This window comes from Shewanella waksmanii ATCC BAA-643, assembly GCF_000518805.1.
Lineage (GTDB): Bacteria > Pseudomonadota > Gammaproteobacteria > Enterobacterales > Shewanellaceae > Shewanella > Shewanella waksmanii.
Genome location: NZ_KI912497.1, coordinates 57,332 through 72,558, shown reverse-complemented (window position 1 = coordinate 72,558; position 15,227 = coordinate 57,332). Strand labels below are relative to the sequence as shown.

The following is a 15,227-nucleotide window of genomic DNA, read 5'->3' as shown; positions in this document are numbered from 1 at the left end:
CGATTGGCTGCGTGGTGGTATTTCGCAATTTTAAGTACAGCCAGCTGGCGATATCGCCAACACTTTGGGCATTGGCCTTGTTTGGTTTCTCCCATGCATTTCACGAATGGTCAGAGCTTTATGTCATCTTGTTCGGTGATGAGATCGGTCGTCAATATCAATTCGTTGTAGATTGGTTACGCTTAATCAAGTTGTCATTGTCTTTTGCTGGGTTATTGATTTTTGCTTGGCTGCTGTTTGCCATTCAAGGAAAACTCGTTGGTAAGTTAGGCAAAGTAGCCACCTTATTGATAGTACTGTGTTATAGCGTTTGCCTACTGGCATTTGCAATGGGGGGTTATTTAGGCGCGGATACCTTTAGTGAGGTTGCTACTTACACCCGCTACTTGCTTGGTTTTGGCAGTGCCACTCTAGCTGGTATTGGAATCGCTTTATACGGTCGCCAACTTAGTCAAGAAAATCATCAGTATGGCCGCTATTTCGCCGCAACCGGGTTGGGCTTGTTTGTCTATGGCATTCTCGCTGGGCTAGTGCCGACAGAAATTCATGCTTGTGTACCGGTTTTGCGCACATTGGCTGCGGCGTTTGTGCTTGTAACCCTAATTAAGGCTTTAAAGATTTTTGATATTGAAAAAGAGATGGCAACCGAAGCCAAACTCAAGCGGGCAATTGAGGCTGATAAATACAAAGCCATAGGTCATTTAGCCATGGGAGTGGCCCATGAAATCAATAATCCCTTAGCTTCATCAACTTTAGCATTAGACCTGTTACAACGAAAACTGCCTCCGCAACAGGCGGCGTTGCAAGAGTATATCGATCGGACCCGTATGGGAATTGAGCGAGCTTCAATCATCAGTAAAGAACTGCTTGCCTATGCGCGTAATGACAGTGCTAACCATAACCAAGTGTACTTATCTGATGTGGTCGCCAGCGCGCAACAGTTACTTAGCCATAAAATTAGCCGCTATCGCGTCGTGGCCAATTGTGATCCTCTATTAAGCATGATGGGCCAAAGGGTTAAGTTGGAAGAGATGGTGATTAACTTACTCAATAATGCCATGGACGCCAGTGACTATCAGGGGCTGATCGAATTAAACGTTGGCGCAGGTGACAACCACATATGGCTGGAAGTAAAAGACTGTGGCCATGGGATGGATGAGGCTACCATGCAGCGGGCTACCGAACTGTTCTACTCGACAAAAGCCATCGGCGAAGGCACCGGACTTGGCTTAGCGATTTGCGAGCAGATTGCCGCAGCGCATAACGGCACCATGAGCCTGTTTAGTGCGCAAGGGGTCGGTACTCGCATCTTGATAAACTTTATATTAGAAGGTAAGCACTATGACTCATGTATTGATTACTGAAGACGATCGTTACTTGCGACAAAACATGGTCGATATACTTGAGCTAGAAGGTTATCAAGTGGTCGATGTTGACAGCGCTGAGGCGGCTATTGAGGCATGTGAGCATCAGCAGTTTGATATTGCCCTGATGGATCTGGTGATGTCGGGGATGACCGGCGTTGAAGCGATTTCTAATTTACGTCAACTTAATCCATTTATGGCAGTGATTATTGTCACCGCTTATGCGACCGTGGATACGGCCGTTGATGCGATGAAAAAGGGGGCTGACAGTGTGATCACTAAGCCTTTTAACAGCAGTGAGCTTATTGTCACCCTAAAGCGCAGTATTCAAGAAAAGCAATTACTGCAGGCTAGCTCAGACATTGACCCTGACAGTGTCTACTCGGCACTGGCTAATGGTCTACGCCGTGAAACCTTAAAACAACTGGCAGCCCATAAGCAGCTTAAGTTTATGGATCTGTGTCGTTTGGTTGGGGTTGACGATCACACCAAGTTTAATTTTCACTTACGCCAACTTAAGAAAGCAGGCTTGGTCATGCAAAATGAGAACAAGATCTATATTTTGACAAATACAGGTCAATTTGTTCTACAAAATCATAACTTGAATTAGTTTTTAAGTTTAATTATTTCAATGGCTTATTTATTTATGATAACTAAAGTTCACAACGGGGTTAAGCTTGTGAATTCTGGTTATCTATCCCTTTAGAGGCATAGTGTAAATACTAAGTTCATGTCCAAAGAGACATATCAATCACTCTCCCTGCAAATGTTGGTGATTGAGATAGCCCATTTGAGGATGAACTTATGAACGCACAAATTCCATGTAAAAAATTACTTCTCGCCAGTATGGTAACCATGCTTGTCGCGTGTGGCAGTGATAATGACGACACGACCACACCACCAACGCCACCAGAAAACACGCCACCTGTCGCTAATCCAACCGATGCCGAGGTTAAACTTGTCAGCTCAATTCTGATTGATGCTTTAGCCAATGATACCGATGCCGACGGTGATACATTAACCCTCACGGCTGTGGAAATGACCTCAGGTAGCGGCAGTGCCAGTATTGAAGATAATCAGGTTCGTTTTGAACCTGAAACGATAGGCACTAGCACAATGACTTACACTATTTCAGATGGGAACGGCGGCGAAGCCAGCGCGTTGATCACTGTTGTGGTGTTAAGCAATGAACTCGCCTATGTTGGCACTCAGACCTGTTTGGGCTGCCATAGCGATAAAGATTCATTCCTAAAAACTGGCCACAATTTCAAGATTCAAAAAATCAACAATGGTGAGCAACCAAGCTTCCCTTATACCCCAGAAACCACCATCACTGGGGCGATAGATCTATTACAGTTTGCTGGACCTGATGGCGATGGCGCCACCAACAACACCTTGGGAGCACCAACGAGTTATGATGATGTGACCTATGTGGTGGGTGGCTACCATTGGAAAATGCGCTGGCTCGATGCCGATGGCTACATCGTGACGGGCAATAATGTGCAGTACAACATTCGCAACAGTGACGGTACATTGAATGTGCCAGACAACCACTTGGATGATCCTGATGTGATGGGAGATTACAAGGCGGGAGATTTTGATTACCAATACAAGTGTGGCAATTGTCATACAACAGGTTGGAAGCGCACTACAACAGAAGAGGGTGATGAACGTAACCTTGAGCGCCAAGACGATTTGCCCGGTATGGGAGGCACATTTGCTGCCGGTGGAGTTCAGTGTGAGGCCTGTCATGGTGCTGGTAGTGAGCATGCTAGCGCACCGTCAGCATCTAATATTGTCAAAATAGCCTCAGCGCGCACCACCGCGGAATTCCTAGCCGATGATATGGCCTATGGTAAAGCGGTTACCTGTGCGGAATGTCATACCCGTGATGGTGAGAAAGACTACCCGAGCTATATCAGCCCATACAATGTTGCGTTCCCAGACGGTAGCCAAGTGGGTGGTCGTATCATTTCCAGTGGTGGTTTATCTAAGCACCATCAAACCGGTGATGAGATGTTAGGTGTTGTGCCTGAAGATCATGGTGACTATAAAGCAGGTGATGAGATAGGTCCGAAACAGGATATGGCTTGTACCACTTGCCATGACTCTCACAAGTCCACCAAAAACATGGATAGTAGCGATGGTTTGCATACGGGTGCAGTCAAAGATTGTACAACTTGTCATGACCCCGAATTCACCGCTCCAGTTCACGGTATGGTTGCGGCATGTACTGATTGTCATATGCCAAAACTCGCCAAGAGTGCGGTAACCACTGGACCGCAAATGGGTGGCGCTGATGTGGTATTTGGTGATGTGAAATCTCACCTATTTACTATCGACTTGTCGGCGGATGCTAAACAGTTCACCGCTGATGGTAAATTCCAAATGCCATGGTCTACCGCTGAGTTCTCCTGTGGAACTTGCCATGCCGACTATGCTGAGCGAGCAGCTGCTATGCCAGTGATTCATAAGTAGGCGCTAGCCTTCACTCCTAAACACTCCCGCCAAAGCCATGTTGTTTCATCATTCAACATGGCTTTTTTTACGGCTGTAGCTTGTAACCCTAGCCGCTTATGCACTTCGGCAACCGTTAAATCAATCGCTCGTTAATGGTCTTAGCCACTTTCTTAGTCTTGCACACAGAGTCCATGTCGATGATTGATAAAGTGAAGCCAAGTTTAATCTGGTAGAGGTGAAGGGCTAGTGCCTGTTTGCTACCTTTAAATAGACTAAGTCAAATAGACAAAGCAAGCACAGGGAGGAATATCACTGCAGCGAGTACTAATATTATTGTCGCTGCTTTTTGCTGCACTGGGGTGCTATATCAGCCTAGGAGCAGCACTCTTTATTTTGATAGGCGTGTTACTTGAGCTGGCATTTTGGTTGGGTTTATTCGGTGGTGCTAGCGGCCAAGCTAAACATTGAAGCTAGCTTCTCGATTGGCTGGCCGCCGTTACTCTAGCTATTATTGCTCGCCGCGGTTTTCACCAATGGTTACCGGTACATCGTAGTAGGTTCCGCCGCGAATAACCGTAATGGTGACTTGTGTTCCAGGTGCAGTTTCAGCAATTCTATCCATTAACATCTCTACGCCAGGCACTGCCTCACCTTCATATTTGGTAATTACATCCCTAGGGCGTAATTGGGCTTTATCAGCTGGGCCGTTAGGGTCTATCTGGGTGACGATTACCCCAGTTAAATCAGGTAAATTGAGGATTTGAGCCATCACTGGGCCCACAGGTTCACCGCCAATGCCAAGGGCACCACGAATAACTCGACCATCTTTGATCAGTTTTCCCATAATGCTATGGGCCAGTTTGATAGGAATAGCAAAACTAATACCGTGTCCGCCGCCTTCACCGCCAACCTGAAACGCTGCCGTGTTGATGCCGATAAGCTGACCCGTGGTATCAATCAGCGCGCCGCCTGAGTTACCTGCGTTAATCGCAGCATCGGTTTGTAAGAAATCTAAGAATCCAGAACTTAGTCCATTGCGACCGGTGGCACTAATAATTCCTTGGGTAATGGTTTGGCCTAGGTTATAGGGGTTACCAATGGCCAGGACTACATCACCCACTCTTGCTGGTACTGCCAAGTTGATGGGCACGATAGGCAGGCTATCGCCTTCAATTTTCAATACGGTTAAATCAGTAATTGAGTCGGAGCCGACCACTTCAGAAGTGAATTTGCGGCCATCTTGCAGAGCAACGACAATCTCGTCTGCACGTTTGATCACATGGTAGTTGGTGAGGATATAACCCTCTTTGCTCATGATCACGCCTGAACCAAGGCCTTGTAATGCACCAGAGTTTAATGGCCTAGATTGATTAACGCTAAGACTGTAAATGTTGACTACCGCAGGTGCTGCGCGGCGCACCGCTTGAGCGAATGACAGTTCATTGCCTTGGTTTGATTGGCGTTCAAACAATGATGTGCTGCCATTATTGCCAGTTAACAACGGCGTCGCCACAAGAAATACTGTCGCCATTATTAAGCCAAAGATTATGGCTTTGCCAATATATAGTAGAGCGCCTTTGAAGTTCATGTCAGCAGAATATCGCGAAAAATTGTTATAAGGTTATCATGATTACACCAGAGGGACTATTGGGTTAACCATAATGTTGCCAGCTTGCTTATTTTGCATTGATAAATGCGTTGGCTGACGGAACTGTTTGAGTAAAAGTCGAAGTGCAGTTTAATCAGGTTGCTGACCAACAGCTATACTGGTCAGCAACCTGATTTACTTTTGTGGTAATGGCGTTAACGTAGCACTAGATATAAATTACTATTTCCACGGCGCAGTTTCAGTGCGACAGCACCTTGCTGTTCTTTGAGCTCTGCGCGTAATGATTTTAGATCGTCTATTTTGGTGCGGTTGACACCCACGATAATATCGCCACTTTGTAAGCCACTTGCCGCAGCAGGGGAGCCTTGGGCAACCTCGCTAATTTCGACCCCTTTACTGTTGTTTTCCAGCGTAGCGCCGGCTAGCATTGGATGAATATCTGCAGCACCAGCGGCACTTTCTGAGCTTTGGCTTGCTTCGCCTAATGTGGCAGAGACTGTTTCTTTATCACCATCACGGATGAGGCCCAGTTCAACCTTAGCGCCAGCCCCCATTGTGGCAATTTTTGCACGCAACTCTTGGAAGCTCTTAATTGAACGGCCATTGACGCTAACGATGATATCGCCAGATTTAATACCTGCATCATCAGCTGCGCTGTCAGGCATCACTTCATTGACAAAGCCACCATGTTGAGTGTCGATGCCAAAGCCTTCCGCAAGCTCTGCGGTGAGATCTTGACCTGTGACACCCAATACGCCGCGGCGTACCTCACCATGTTCGATTATCTGCTCCACTAGGTTGTTAACCATGTTGGCAGGAATGGCAAAACCAATACCGACGTTGCCACCGTTGGGCGCCACGATAGCGGTGTTGATACCGATTAAATCGCCATTGAGATTCACTAATGCGCCGCCTGAGTTACCGCTATTAATCGCCGCGTCAGTTTGGATAAAGTTCTCTAGCATCTCAATGCCTAACCCACTGCGTCCCATGGCGCTGACAATACCCGAGGTGACGGTTTGGCCTAAACCAAATGGGTTACCAATTGCTACAGCAAAGTCACCAACACGCAGCTCGTCTGAGTCTGCGCGTTTAACGGCTACTAGGTTATTAGCTTTGATTTGCAATAGCGCAATGTCTGATTCGGCGTCAGCGCCAATCAGTTTCGCTTCTACTTCACGGCCGTCATGTAAGCCAATCTTAATCTCATCGGCACCTTCAATCACGTGGTTATTGGTGACAATGTAGCCTTCATCAGCGTCGATGATCACCCCTGAGCCTAAACCTCTAAAAGGGCGCTCTTGTACTTGTTCTTGCGGAGCGTTAGGGCCAAAGAAATAGCGAAACGCGTCAGGTACGCGCTGCTTAGATACATGGGTGCCTGACACCGCCACCGCTACAACGGCCGGGGTGGTCTTTTCAAGCATAGGAGCTAAGCTCGGTAATTGTTGACCATCGACCGCTAAGGGGATTGCGGCATGAGAAACTGCAGGCATTAAGGTAAGTGAAGCGCTTAATACCGCAGCTGAAAGTAATGATAATTTTGTTTTCATTTATTCATGACTCCAAAGTTCGGGTAATGGACTTACAGATAAATGTAGATATAAGGCATTATTACCTCAATTCAAGCCATTTAAATTGTGTCTTACCCGAGTGGACTACTGAATAAATAGTAAAGTTCATCTTTATTAACAAAGGTTAATTGTTTGCTGCATTATTCGTAACAAGTTTTGTCAATTCGCTGTCTTTTGGCGCGGCACTCGCGGCTGGTGTTTGACTAAGTGTCGGCAGTTTTTTGTTACTGCTGTTGGGACAAAGGGTGGAGGCTGAGTCATTCCACTGTTGATTAAACTTGTTTAATTGCTCTGTCAGCGCAATCAGCTGCGCATGTTGTTCATCGAAATGATCATGCACTTCTTGCTTATGCTGACTAAGTTCTAGACGCGTTTGTTCGAGCTGTTTGCTATTGGCCTGCGCTTCGCCTTTGCGAGCAAATACGGTTCTTGCGACATAGCCTAAGGCTAAGCCTAAAATAAACGCAGCGACTACTAGTGCCCATTCCATATTCAAATCCTCTTAAATAACACCATGAGATAAAGCGACAGACAATAATACATTGCGTGTGCAAGCCATGATACTATTTAGGTCGTTTTAAGGATAAAAAGAGATAGTTAACCGTGTCGCAGCTCACCCCTTGGCAACATTACCAGCAAGACTTGCTAAAAGATTCATTTTCCCATGACGACGCCCAAGAGCGTGCAGTGCAAAGTTTACAGCGAGTGTATGACGAACTCATCGCTAGTCAAGCTCCCACTACTGGTATTGGTAAATGGTTGCCATTTTTAGGTAGCAAATCTAAAGCGGTACAGGGGCTTTATTTATGGGGCGGGGTAGGGCGCGGTAAAACCTACTTAATGGACACTTTCTTTGATGCTTTGCCAACAGAACGTAAATTGCGCGCGCACTTTCATCGTTTTATGCATCAACTGCATGCGGATTTAGATGATCTTAAGGGACAGCGAGATCCACTACTTATTGTTGCTAAACGTATGGCAGAGCAATATCAGGTTATCTGTTTCGACGAATTCTTCGTATCAGACATTACCGATGCCATGTTATTAGGTACTTTATTTGAAGCTTTATTTGGTCACGGTGTTGCCTTGGTTGCGACGTCTAACATCATTCCCGATGAGCTGTATCGTAACGGGTTACAGCGAGCGCGGTTTTTGCCGGCAATCGCATTAATAAACCAGCACTGTGAAGTGCTCAACGTCGATTCTGGCATTGATTACCGATTACGCACATTAGAGCAAGCCGAAATATACCACTTCCCTTTAGATGCTAAAGCAGATGAGAACCTGCTCGATTATTTCGATAAGCTAGCGCCGGAATCTGAGGTGGTCACCGCCCCTATAGCAGTTGATGGCCGCGACATTGCAATTCGTAAACAGGCACAAGGGGTGTTGCTAATCGATTTTCGAGCGCTCTGTGACGGCCCACGTAGTCAGCGTGACTATATGGAGTTGGCCTGTGAATACCACACGGTACTGCTGAGCAATGTTGAGCAGATGGGTGAGCAACTAACGGGTGATGATATCGCAAGGCGATTTTTGGCTATGGTGGATGAGTTTTACGAGCGAAACGTGAAATTAATCATCTCAGCATCCGTTGACCTAGCAGAAATCTATACCGAAGGTTTGTTAACTTTCGAATTTAGACGTTGTCGTTCTCGATTAACTGAAATGCAGTCCCACGAGTATCTTGCCTTAGAACACCTGCCTTAAATGCCTATCTAGCGGTAAAGTGTTTTTATACTTTTCCGCGCTTTGGGGGCAAATCTTTCGGCAATCTAGTTTAATCCAATAAATTAGATAAAAAATTAGATGATTTTTAACTCAGCTTTGTCTATAATTCGCGACCTGCCCTCGTTACTCCGTCAAATAGACGGAAGTTGTAAAGCCTTATTCTTTGCTCGAAGGGGCGTAGAATGGCACTTTTTGTGTTGTTAATTCATTTTGAATGACGGCATGTGAGACAGAATTTTAACATTGGGTTTTTGTAAATGAAGACTACTTTTACTGCTACACCAGAAACCGTTACTCGCGACTGGTATGTTGTTGACGCTGAAGGTAAAACTTTAGGTCGTATCGCTACTGAGATTGCTGCTCGCCTACGTGGTAAGCACAAGCCTGAGTACACTCCTCACGTTGACACTGGTGATTACATCATCGTTATCAATGCTGACAAAGTAACTGTTACCGGTAATAAAGCGAAAGGCAAAGTGTACTACTCGCACTCTGGTTTCATTGGTGGCATTAAGCAAATCACCTTTGAAAAGCTGCAAGATCATAAGCCTGAAATGATCATCGAGAAAGCAGTTAAGGGTATGTTACCTAAAGGTCCTTTAGGACGTGCCATGTTCCGTAAACTTAAAGTTTACGCTGGTACAGAACATAACCACGCTGCACAACAACCTCAAGTTCTTGATATCTAAACAGGATTAAGCAAATGGCTGCAACTCAGTATTACGGCACTGGCCGTCGCAAAACATCTACTGCTCGCGTATTCGCTAAAGTAGGTAGTGGTAACATCGTCGTGAACCAACGTCCACTTGACGAATATTTTGGTCGTGAGACTGCTCGTATGGTTGTTCGTCAACCTCTAGAGCTAGTTGAAATGACAGAAAAGCTAGACATCTATGTAACTGTTAAAGGTGGTGGTATCACTGGCCAAGCAGGTGCAATCCGTCACGGTATTACTCGTGCACTGATGGAACTTGATGAAGCTCTACGTCCATCTCTACGCGCTGCTGGTTTCGTAACCCGTGATGCTCGTAAAGTTGAGCGTAAGAAAGTGGGTCTACGTAAAGCACGTCGTAAGCCACAATTCTCAAAGCGTTAATATTTCGCTTCGGAATTCAAAAACCCAGCTTCGGCTGGGTTTTTTTATGGCTGCAGTTTGGCGCAACTTCATTGCTATTAAACTATCGATGTGTGGCGGCTTTGCTGCTAATACCAATCAGTATAAGGATTTGATCTACTCAGCGCGCTTTTTGCAAACTAATTCAAGGCCGGCTAATTCAAAGTGAGTACTGAAACAATGGTTGCTCCCTTGTGAGGTTATTCAACGCGGAAATAGGCAGCCAAAAACGCGCCAGAATGGTGAGTTTTAGCGGTTATGATGCCGTGTTAACGAGTTTAATCGTAGAGCAACTATGCTCTTCACTCGTTGCAAACCACATGGATGTGGTGAATGTCATTAATGCAGGAGCATTTAAGGACCTTGCCTCAGAACCGCTAAATTCTCACTGAGTGACTAAATGTTTATACTGATTTGTATAGCAGTCAATTCGAAGGCTTGCTCAGAGTAAAAAGCATTTCTGTTGAGCTATAACAGTGTGATATTTTTAAGGCTCAATTCAGATAACCGTGTCGGTTATTGTTCATCAACTGGAACGCACAATTATGTCCTTTGAGTTAATCATGCTTGCCCTAGGTTTAGTGCTAATAATTGAGGGAATTGGTCCACTATTATTTCCTAATCGTTGGCGGGCATATTTGAAAGAAATTTCGAATCAAAATCAGGGGCTTCTGCAAAGGTTAGGCGGCGGGCTGGTCACTGCGGGTGTGGTCATATTGATTATTTTTTCATAAATTACTTGCCTATAACCCCCCAAGATCTGCTAGAATCCCGTTTTAACCACTACCTTGCAGCAAATAATGGGCAAAAACGTCGTAGTTCTCGGCACCCAATGGGGTGACGAAGGAAAGGGTAAGATAGTCGATCTACTTACCGAACAGGCCAAATATGTCGTTCGATACCAAGGTGGCCACAATGCTGGTCATACACTGGTTATCGATGGTGATAAAACCGTTCTTCACTTAATTCCATCAGGGATCCTACGTGATAATGTGAAATGCATTATCGGTAATGGTGTGGTGCTTGCGCCAGACGCTCTGATGAAAGAGATCAACATGCTTAAAGATCGTGGCGTTCCTGTAGAGGATCGTTTACTTATCTCTGAAGCGTGTCCGCTGATCTTACCATTCCATTGTGCACTCGATGTTGCTCGTGAAAAAGCGCGCGGCAATAAAGCGATTGGTACAACGGGTCGTGGTATTGGTCCAGCCTATGAAGACAAAATCTCTCGTCGCGGTCTTCGCGTTGGCGATCTATTCAATGCAGAGCTTTTCGCTGAGAAGCTAAAAGAAGTGATGGCTTACCATAACTTCATGCTAACTGAATATTATGATTGCGAAGCGGTAGACTATGAGCAGACGCTCAGCGATGCGTTAGCGATTGCAGATTACCTGAAGAGTATGTGCACCGATGTGACTGAGCTATTAGATCAGGCACGTAAAGCTGGTGAGCCTATTCTGTTTGAAGGTGCTCAAGGCACATTGCTAGACATTGACCATGGTACTTATCCATTTGTAACCTCATCTAACACTACTGCTGGTGGTGTCGCGACAGGTTCTGGATTTGGCCCACGTCACTTAGACTATGTATTAGGGATCATGAAGGCATACACCACCCGTGTTGGTGCAGGCCCATTCCCAACTGAACTTGCATGTGAAATTGGTGACCATTTAGGTACCAAGGGACACGAGTTTGGTGCCACTACTGGTCGTAAGCGTCGTCCAGGTTGGTTAGATGTTGTAGCGATGAAGCGCGCAGTACAAATCAACAGTATTAGCGGTTTCTGCTTAACTAAGCTTGATGTATTAGATGGCTTAGAAGAAGTGAAAATCTGTGTGGGTTACCAATACCCAGATGGCACTGTAGCAACAGTGACACCGCTAGCAGCTGAAGGCTATGAGCAAGTCACTCCGGTACTTGAAACTATGCCTGGTTGGAGCGAAACAACCTTTGGTGCAACATCAATTGAGCAACTGCCACAAGCAGCAATCAATTACATTAAGCGCATTGAAGAGTTGCTTGATACGCCAGTCGATATTATCTCAACGGGTCCAGATCGAAATGAGACCATGATTCTCGTGAATCCGTTTAGTTAATCGAAAAGGCCGCTTAAGCGGCCTTTTTATTGCGACAAAAATAAACAATAGATGGGCATCTGAGTTAAGATCTCAATCAAGCTGCCGATAAGATCAGTTATACTGCTTTTATAGCAAACGATGTTGCCGGTCGCTGATTGACCGAATTCAGTAGAGAGCTTGATATGTTTCGTTTAATGTTAATTAGCATACTCATTGTATGGATGAGTCCGGCATCGGCTGCTAGCCAAGCAGTGGATATTTATAGCCAAGAGCAATTGGTCGAATTGATCCGCTCGAAGGCATATCTAAGCCGTGTAAAAGGCGATGATTGCCAGTTAGTACAAGATATTGAAGCGCGAGCTGAAGTGCTCAAACAACCTTTATATCAATATCTTTGGGCAGAAATGCTCAACTACGGCATTTGTGTAAAGGCCAATCCACCGCGTGGTATTTCCTTATTACGTGACGCTGCTGAACAAGGTAGCGCCGAAGCCATGGTGCGGATTGCCGAGTATTATCATGATGGCCAGTTTGTCATCCAAGATAAACAACGTGCAGTACAATATACACTGCCAGCAGCTGCAAATGGTGATTTGCCTGCTAGGATGATGCTAGTACGCTTGTTTGGCGAAGGTTATGGTAGCCCCCGAGATTACGAAATGGGTTATCACTGGTTATATAATGATGTGTTTAGTGATGAGGCTACCAAGCAGGAAGCCTTGGATTTATTGAAGGTGCTTGAACAAAAAATGCCCGCTAGTGCAGTGTCTAGGGCAAAACAGGAGCATCTCAGACCTAGATAACGGCCTTAATGATAAGGCCCAAAAATGGATAGTGAATGATAAAAGATCCGCATTTACAGCGTGAACAACAAAAGTACGATAACCCCATTCCCAGCCGTGAGTATATTTTAGAATACTTGCGCTCAGAAAAGTCTCCTCTTAATAGAGAAAAAATTGCCCAGGCGCTCAAGATTGAATCTGAAGAGCAGTTAGAAGCCCTAAGGCGGCGACTACGCGCTATGGAACGTGATGGCGAGTTAGTGTTCACACGAGGTAAAGCTTACGGCTTACCTGAACGTATGGACCTATTAAGCGGCACAGTATTAGGGCATAAAGATGGTTTTGGCTTCCTCAAACTAGATGAGGGGGGGGGCGATGACCTGTTTATCAATAATCGCGATATGCAGCTGTATTTCCATGGCGATAAAGTCCTGGCACAAAAAGCAGGTGTAGACCGTAAAGGTCGCCGCGAAGCGCGTATTGTTAGATTAGTCCAGGCGCGAACCGCAGCCTTGGTTGGACGTTTTTACGTGGACTCGGGGATGTGCTTTGTTATCGCTGATGACAAACGTATTACCCAAGAAATATTAATCCCCAGTGATGATAAAGCCGGTGCACGCCAAGGCGATGTCGTCGTGGTTGAAGTGACTCGCCGCGCCGGGCGTTATGTTAAAGCGGCTGGTAAAGTCACCGAAGTATTAGGAAAGCAGTTAGCGCCAGGGATGGAGATAGAAATTGCGCTGCGCAATTACGACCTGCCCCATACTTGGTCAAGCTTAATTGAGAAGAAACTGCGTAAAATCCCTGATGAAGTCAGTGAGGCCGACACCCAAGGTCGAGTGGATTTACGCCACTTACCGTTGGTCACCATTGATGGGGAAGATGCGCGGGATTTCGATGATGCCGTTTACGCTGAAACTAAAAAAAGTGGTGGCTGGCGTTTATGGGTGGCCATTGCTGATGTAAGCCATTATGTGCGTACCGAATCGGCGCTCGATAAAGAAGCGCGAGCGCGTGGTAACTCGGTGTACTTCCCGTCGCAAGTCATCCCCATGTTGCCGGAAAAACTGTCTAACGGCTTGTGTTCTTTGAACCCACACGTTGATCGTTTATGTATGGTTGCTGAGATGACTATCTCAGCTAAAGGTAAGTTATCAGGCTATAAGTTTTATCCAGCGGTGATGCACTCTCACGCGAGACTGACATACACCCAAGTGGCGGCCATGCTCGAAGGTGGTGAAGTCAGTGATGAACTCACTGAAGTATTCCCGCATTTACAGACTCTTCAGTCGTTGTACCTGACGTTGGACGAGACCCGTGCCGAGCGTGGTGCGATAGCCTTTGAGACTACCGAGACCCAGTTTATCTTTAATGCCGATCGCAAAATTGATCGTATTGAACCACGTACCCGCAACCAAGCGCATAAGATCATTGAAGAGTGCATGATTTTAGCCAATGTGGCGTCGGCCAAGTTTGTCCAGAAGCATAAAGGTGAAGTGTTGTACCGAGTGCATGAGGCACCGTCGGAGCAAAAGTTAACTAACTTTAAAGACTTTCTTAAAGAGCGAGGATTAACGTTAGCGGGCGGGTTAACACCTGAGCCTGCTGATTACCAGGCGTTAATGGAGCAAGTGGTCGATAGGCCTGATGCTGAGCTGATTCAAGTGATGTTGCTGCGTTCAATGCGCCAAGCAACTTATACCCCTGACAATGAAGGCCACTTTGGTCTGGCGTTAGAGCAGTATTCGCACTTTACGTCGCCGATCCGCCGTTACCCAGATTTGATCTTACATCGAGTGATTCGCTATTTGCTCGCTAAAGAGCGGGGTGAGACAACCGATAAGTGGACACCTGATGGCGGCTATCATTACCCTATCGAGGAGTTAGACTTGTTAGGGGAAGAGTGTTCAACCACCGAACGCCGTGCCGATGAAGCGACTCGCGATGTTAGCGACTGGCTTAAATGTGAATTTATGCAAGATCACGTTGGCGATACGTTTGAAGCGGTGATTGCCTCTGTGACTCACTTTGGGATGTTTGTCCGCCTTAACGATCTGTTTATTGATGGACTGGTACATATCTCAAGTCTAGGCAGTGACTACTACCAATATGACAATATGCGTCAACGTTTGGTGGGCGAAGCCTCCGGTCAGATCTATCAGCTGGGCGACCAAGTGACGGTAAAAGTTGCTGGGGTTAATTTAGACGACCGTCAGATTGATTTAATGATGGTTGGTGACGATGGCCGTAAACCTCGTCGTCGCAGTAATAAACCATTAAGTGCGAGAGAACGAGTTAATTTAGAAGGCGCTAAACTGGGTAAGTCAGGTAATAAAGAGGCGGACGCTGGTAGTAAGCGTGGCAAAAGTAAGCCTAAGCCCAAACGCGGCGGTAGTGGTAAACCTGCCGCCAGTAAGACTCGCGGCGCAACCAAAGCCAAACCGGCAACGAAAAAGCGTAAAACTGTTAAAAAACGCAGCGCTAAAAAATAATCAGAGTTAGATAAGAGAAATCA

Annotated in this window: 14 protein-coding genes; 11 read left to right on the top strand and 3 right to left on the bottom strand. The window is 46.0% G+C overall.

The window, feature by feature from the left end; translation table 11 throughout:
* Positions 1-14 precede the first annotated feature (14 nt).
* The 3 genes from L865_RS0120375 to L865_RS0120365 all read left to right on the top strand — a co-directional run bounded on the left by L865_RS0120375 (position 15) and on the right by L865_RS0120365 (position 3,842).
* A complete protein-coding gene (locus L865_RS0120375; RefSeq protein ID WP_245608472.1) occupies positions 15-1,364 on the top strand; it encodes a sensor histidine kinase in 1,350 nt (449 codons plus the stop codon).
* Complete coding sequence (locus L865_RS0120370; RefSeq protein WP_028774910.1) at positions 1,342-1,974, top strand: response regulator; 633 nt, start codon at positions 1,342-1,344, stop codon at positions 1,972-1,974. Before L865_RS0120375 ends, L865_RS0120370 begins: the two co-directional genes overlap by 23 nt.
* Before the next feature lie 194 nt (positions 1,975-2,168).
* Positions 2,169-3,842 carry an Ig-like domain-containing protein gene (locus L865_RS0120365; protein ID WP_028774909.1) on the top strand — a complete coding sequence of 558 codons (1,674 nt, stop codon included), beginning with the start codon at positions 2,169-2,171 and terminating at the stop codon, positions 3,840-3,842.
* Positions 3,843-4,332: 490 nt separating this feature from the next.
* On the opposite strand, the gene degS is transcribed toward L865_RS0120365, so the two are convergent.
* From degS to L865_RS24280, 3 genes are all read right to left on the bottom strand, one after another.
* Positions 4,333-5,412: an outer membrane-stress sensor serine endopeptidase DegS gene (degS, locus tag L865_RS0120355; RefSeq protein WP_028774908.1), complete on the bottom strand. Its 1,080-nt coding sequence runs from the start codon at positions 5,410-5,412 to the stop codon at positions 4,333-4,335.
* 215 nt (positions 5,413-5,627) lie between these two features.
* A complete protein-coding gene (gene degQ / locus L865_RS0120350; RefSeq protein ID WP_028774907.1) occupies positions 5,628-6,986 on the bottom strand; it encodes a Do family serine endopeptidase DegQ in 1,359 nt (452 codons plus the stop codon).
* 145 nt (positions 6,987-7,131) lie between these two features.
* Positions 7,132-7,497 carry a Z-ring associated ZapG family protein gene (locus L865_RS24280; RefSeq protein WP_051484715.1) on the bottom strand — a complete coding sequence of 122 codons (366 nt, stop codon included), beginning with the start codon at positions 7,495-7,497 and terminating at the stop codon, positions 7,132-7,134.
* A 113-nt stretch (positions 7,498-7,610) separates the two neighbouring features.
* Here L865_RS24280 and zapE point away from each other — a divergent pair, with 113 nt between their 5' ends.
* The 8 genes from zapE to rnr all read left to right on the top strand — a co-directional run bounded on the left by zapE (position 7,611) and on the right by rnr (position 15,204).
* The gene (zapE, locus tag L865_RS0120340) at positions 7,611-8,717 is read left to right on the top strand and encodes a cell division protein ZapE (protein ID WP_028774906.1); all 1,107 of its coding nucleotides are present in this window, start codon (positions 7,611-7,613) and stop codon (positions 8,715-8,717) included.
* A gap of 278 nt (positions 8,718-8,995) precedes the next feature.
* Positions 8,996-9,427 (top strand): 50S ribosomal protein L13, encoded by a 432-nt coding sequence (rplM, locus tag L865_RS0120335; RefSeq protein WP_028774905.1) that lies wholly within the window; start codon positions 8,996-8,998, stop codon positions 9,425-9,427.
* Between the two features lie 14 nt (positions 9,428-9,441).
* Positions 9,442-9,834, top strand: a complete 393-nt coding sequence (gene rpsI / locus L865_RS0120330; RefSeq protein ID WP_028774904.1) for a 30S ribosomal protein S9 — start codon at positions 9,442-9,444, stop codon at positions 9,832-9,834.
* A gap of 212 nt (positions 9,835-10,046) precedes the next feature.
* The gene (locus L865_RS25670; RefSeq protein ID WP_157577684.1) at positions 10,047-10,244 is read left to right on the top strand and encodes a hypothetical protein; all 198 of its coding nucleotides are present in this window, start codon (positions 10,047-10,049) and stop codon (positions 10,242-10,244) included.
* A 153-nt stretch (positions 10,245-10,397) separates the two neighbouring features.
* Positions 10,398-10,586: a DUF2065 domain-containing protein gene (locus tag L865_RS0120320; RefSeq protein WP_028774903.1), complete on the top strand. Its 189-nt coding sequence runs from the start codon at positions 10,398-10,400 to the stop codon at positions 10,584-10,586.
* Between the two features lie 66 nt (positions 10,587-10,652).
* Entirely contained in the window at positions 10,653-11,948 is a 1,296-nt protein-coding gene (locus L865_RS0120315; protein WP_028774902.1) for an adenylosuccinate synthase, read from the top strand.
* 164 nt (positions 11,949-12,112) lie between these two features.
* Complete coding sequence (locus L865_RS0120310) at positions 12,113-12,733, top strand: tetratricopeptide repeat protein (RefSeq protein ID WP_037471704.1); 621 nt, start codon at positions 12,113-12,115, stop codon at positions 12,731-12,733.
* Positions 12,734-12,768: 35 nt separating this feature from the next.
* A complete protein-coding gene (gene rnr, locus L865_RS0120305) occupies positions 12,769-15,204 on the top strand; it encodes a ribonuclease R (protein ID WP_028774900.1) in 2,436 nt (811 codons plus the stop codon).
* Positions 15,205-15,227 lie beyond the last annotated feature (23 nt).

Bases quoted from the DNA above. Each gene is read 5' to 3' on its own strand.
- rplM (WP_028774905.1), top strand. From the start codon at position 8,996: ATGAAGACTACTTTTACTGCTACACCAGAAACCGTTACTCGCGACTGG.
- L865_RS0120365 (WP_028774909.1), top strand. From the start codon at position 2,169: ATGAACGCACAAATTCCATGTAAAAAATTACTTCTCGCCAGTATGGTA.
- L865_RS0120370 (WP_028774910.1), top strand. From the start codon at position 1,342: ATGACTCATGTATTGATTACTGAAGACGATCGTTACTTGCGACAAAAC.
- rnr (WP_028774900.1), top strand. From the start codon at position 12,769: ATGATAAAAGATCCGCATTTACAGCGTGAACAACAAAAGTACGATAAC.
- degQ (WP_028774907.1), bottom strand. From the start codon at position 6,986: ATGAAAACAAAATTATCATTACTTTCAGCTGCGGTATTAAGCGCTTCA.
- degS (WP_028774908.1), bottom strand. From the start codon at position 5,412: ATGAACTTCAAAGGCGCTCTACTATATATTGGCAAAGCCATAATCTTT.
- rpsI (WP_028774904.1), top strand. From the start codon at position 9,442: ATGGCTGCAACTCAGTATTACGGCACTGGCCGTCGCAAAACATCTACT.
- L865_RS0120315 (WP_028774902.1), top strand. From the start codon at position 10,653: ATGGGCAAAAACGTCGTAGTTCTCGGCACCCAATGGGGTGACGAAGGA.
- L865_RS0120320 (WP_028774903.1), top strand. From the start codon at position 10,398: ATGTCCTTTGAGTTAATCATGCTTGCCCTAGGTTTAGTGCTAATAATT.
- L865_RS0120310 (WP_037471704.1), top strand. From the start codon at position 12,113: ATGTTTCGTTTAATGTTAATTAGCATACTCATTGTATGGATGAGTCCG.
- L865_RS24280 (WP_051484715.1), bottom strand. From the start codon at position 7,497: ATGGAATGGGCACTAGTAGTCGCTGCGTTTATTTTAGGCTTAGCCTTA.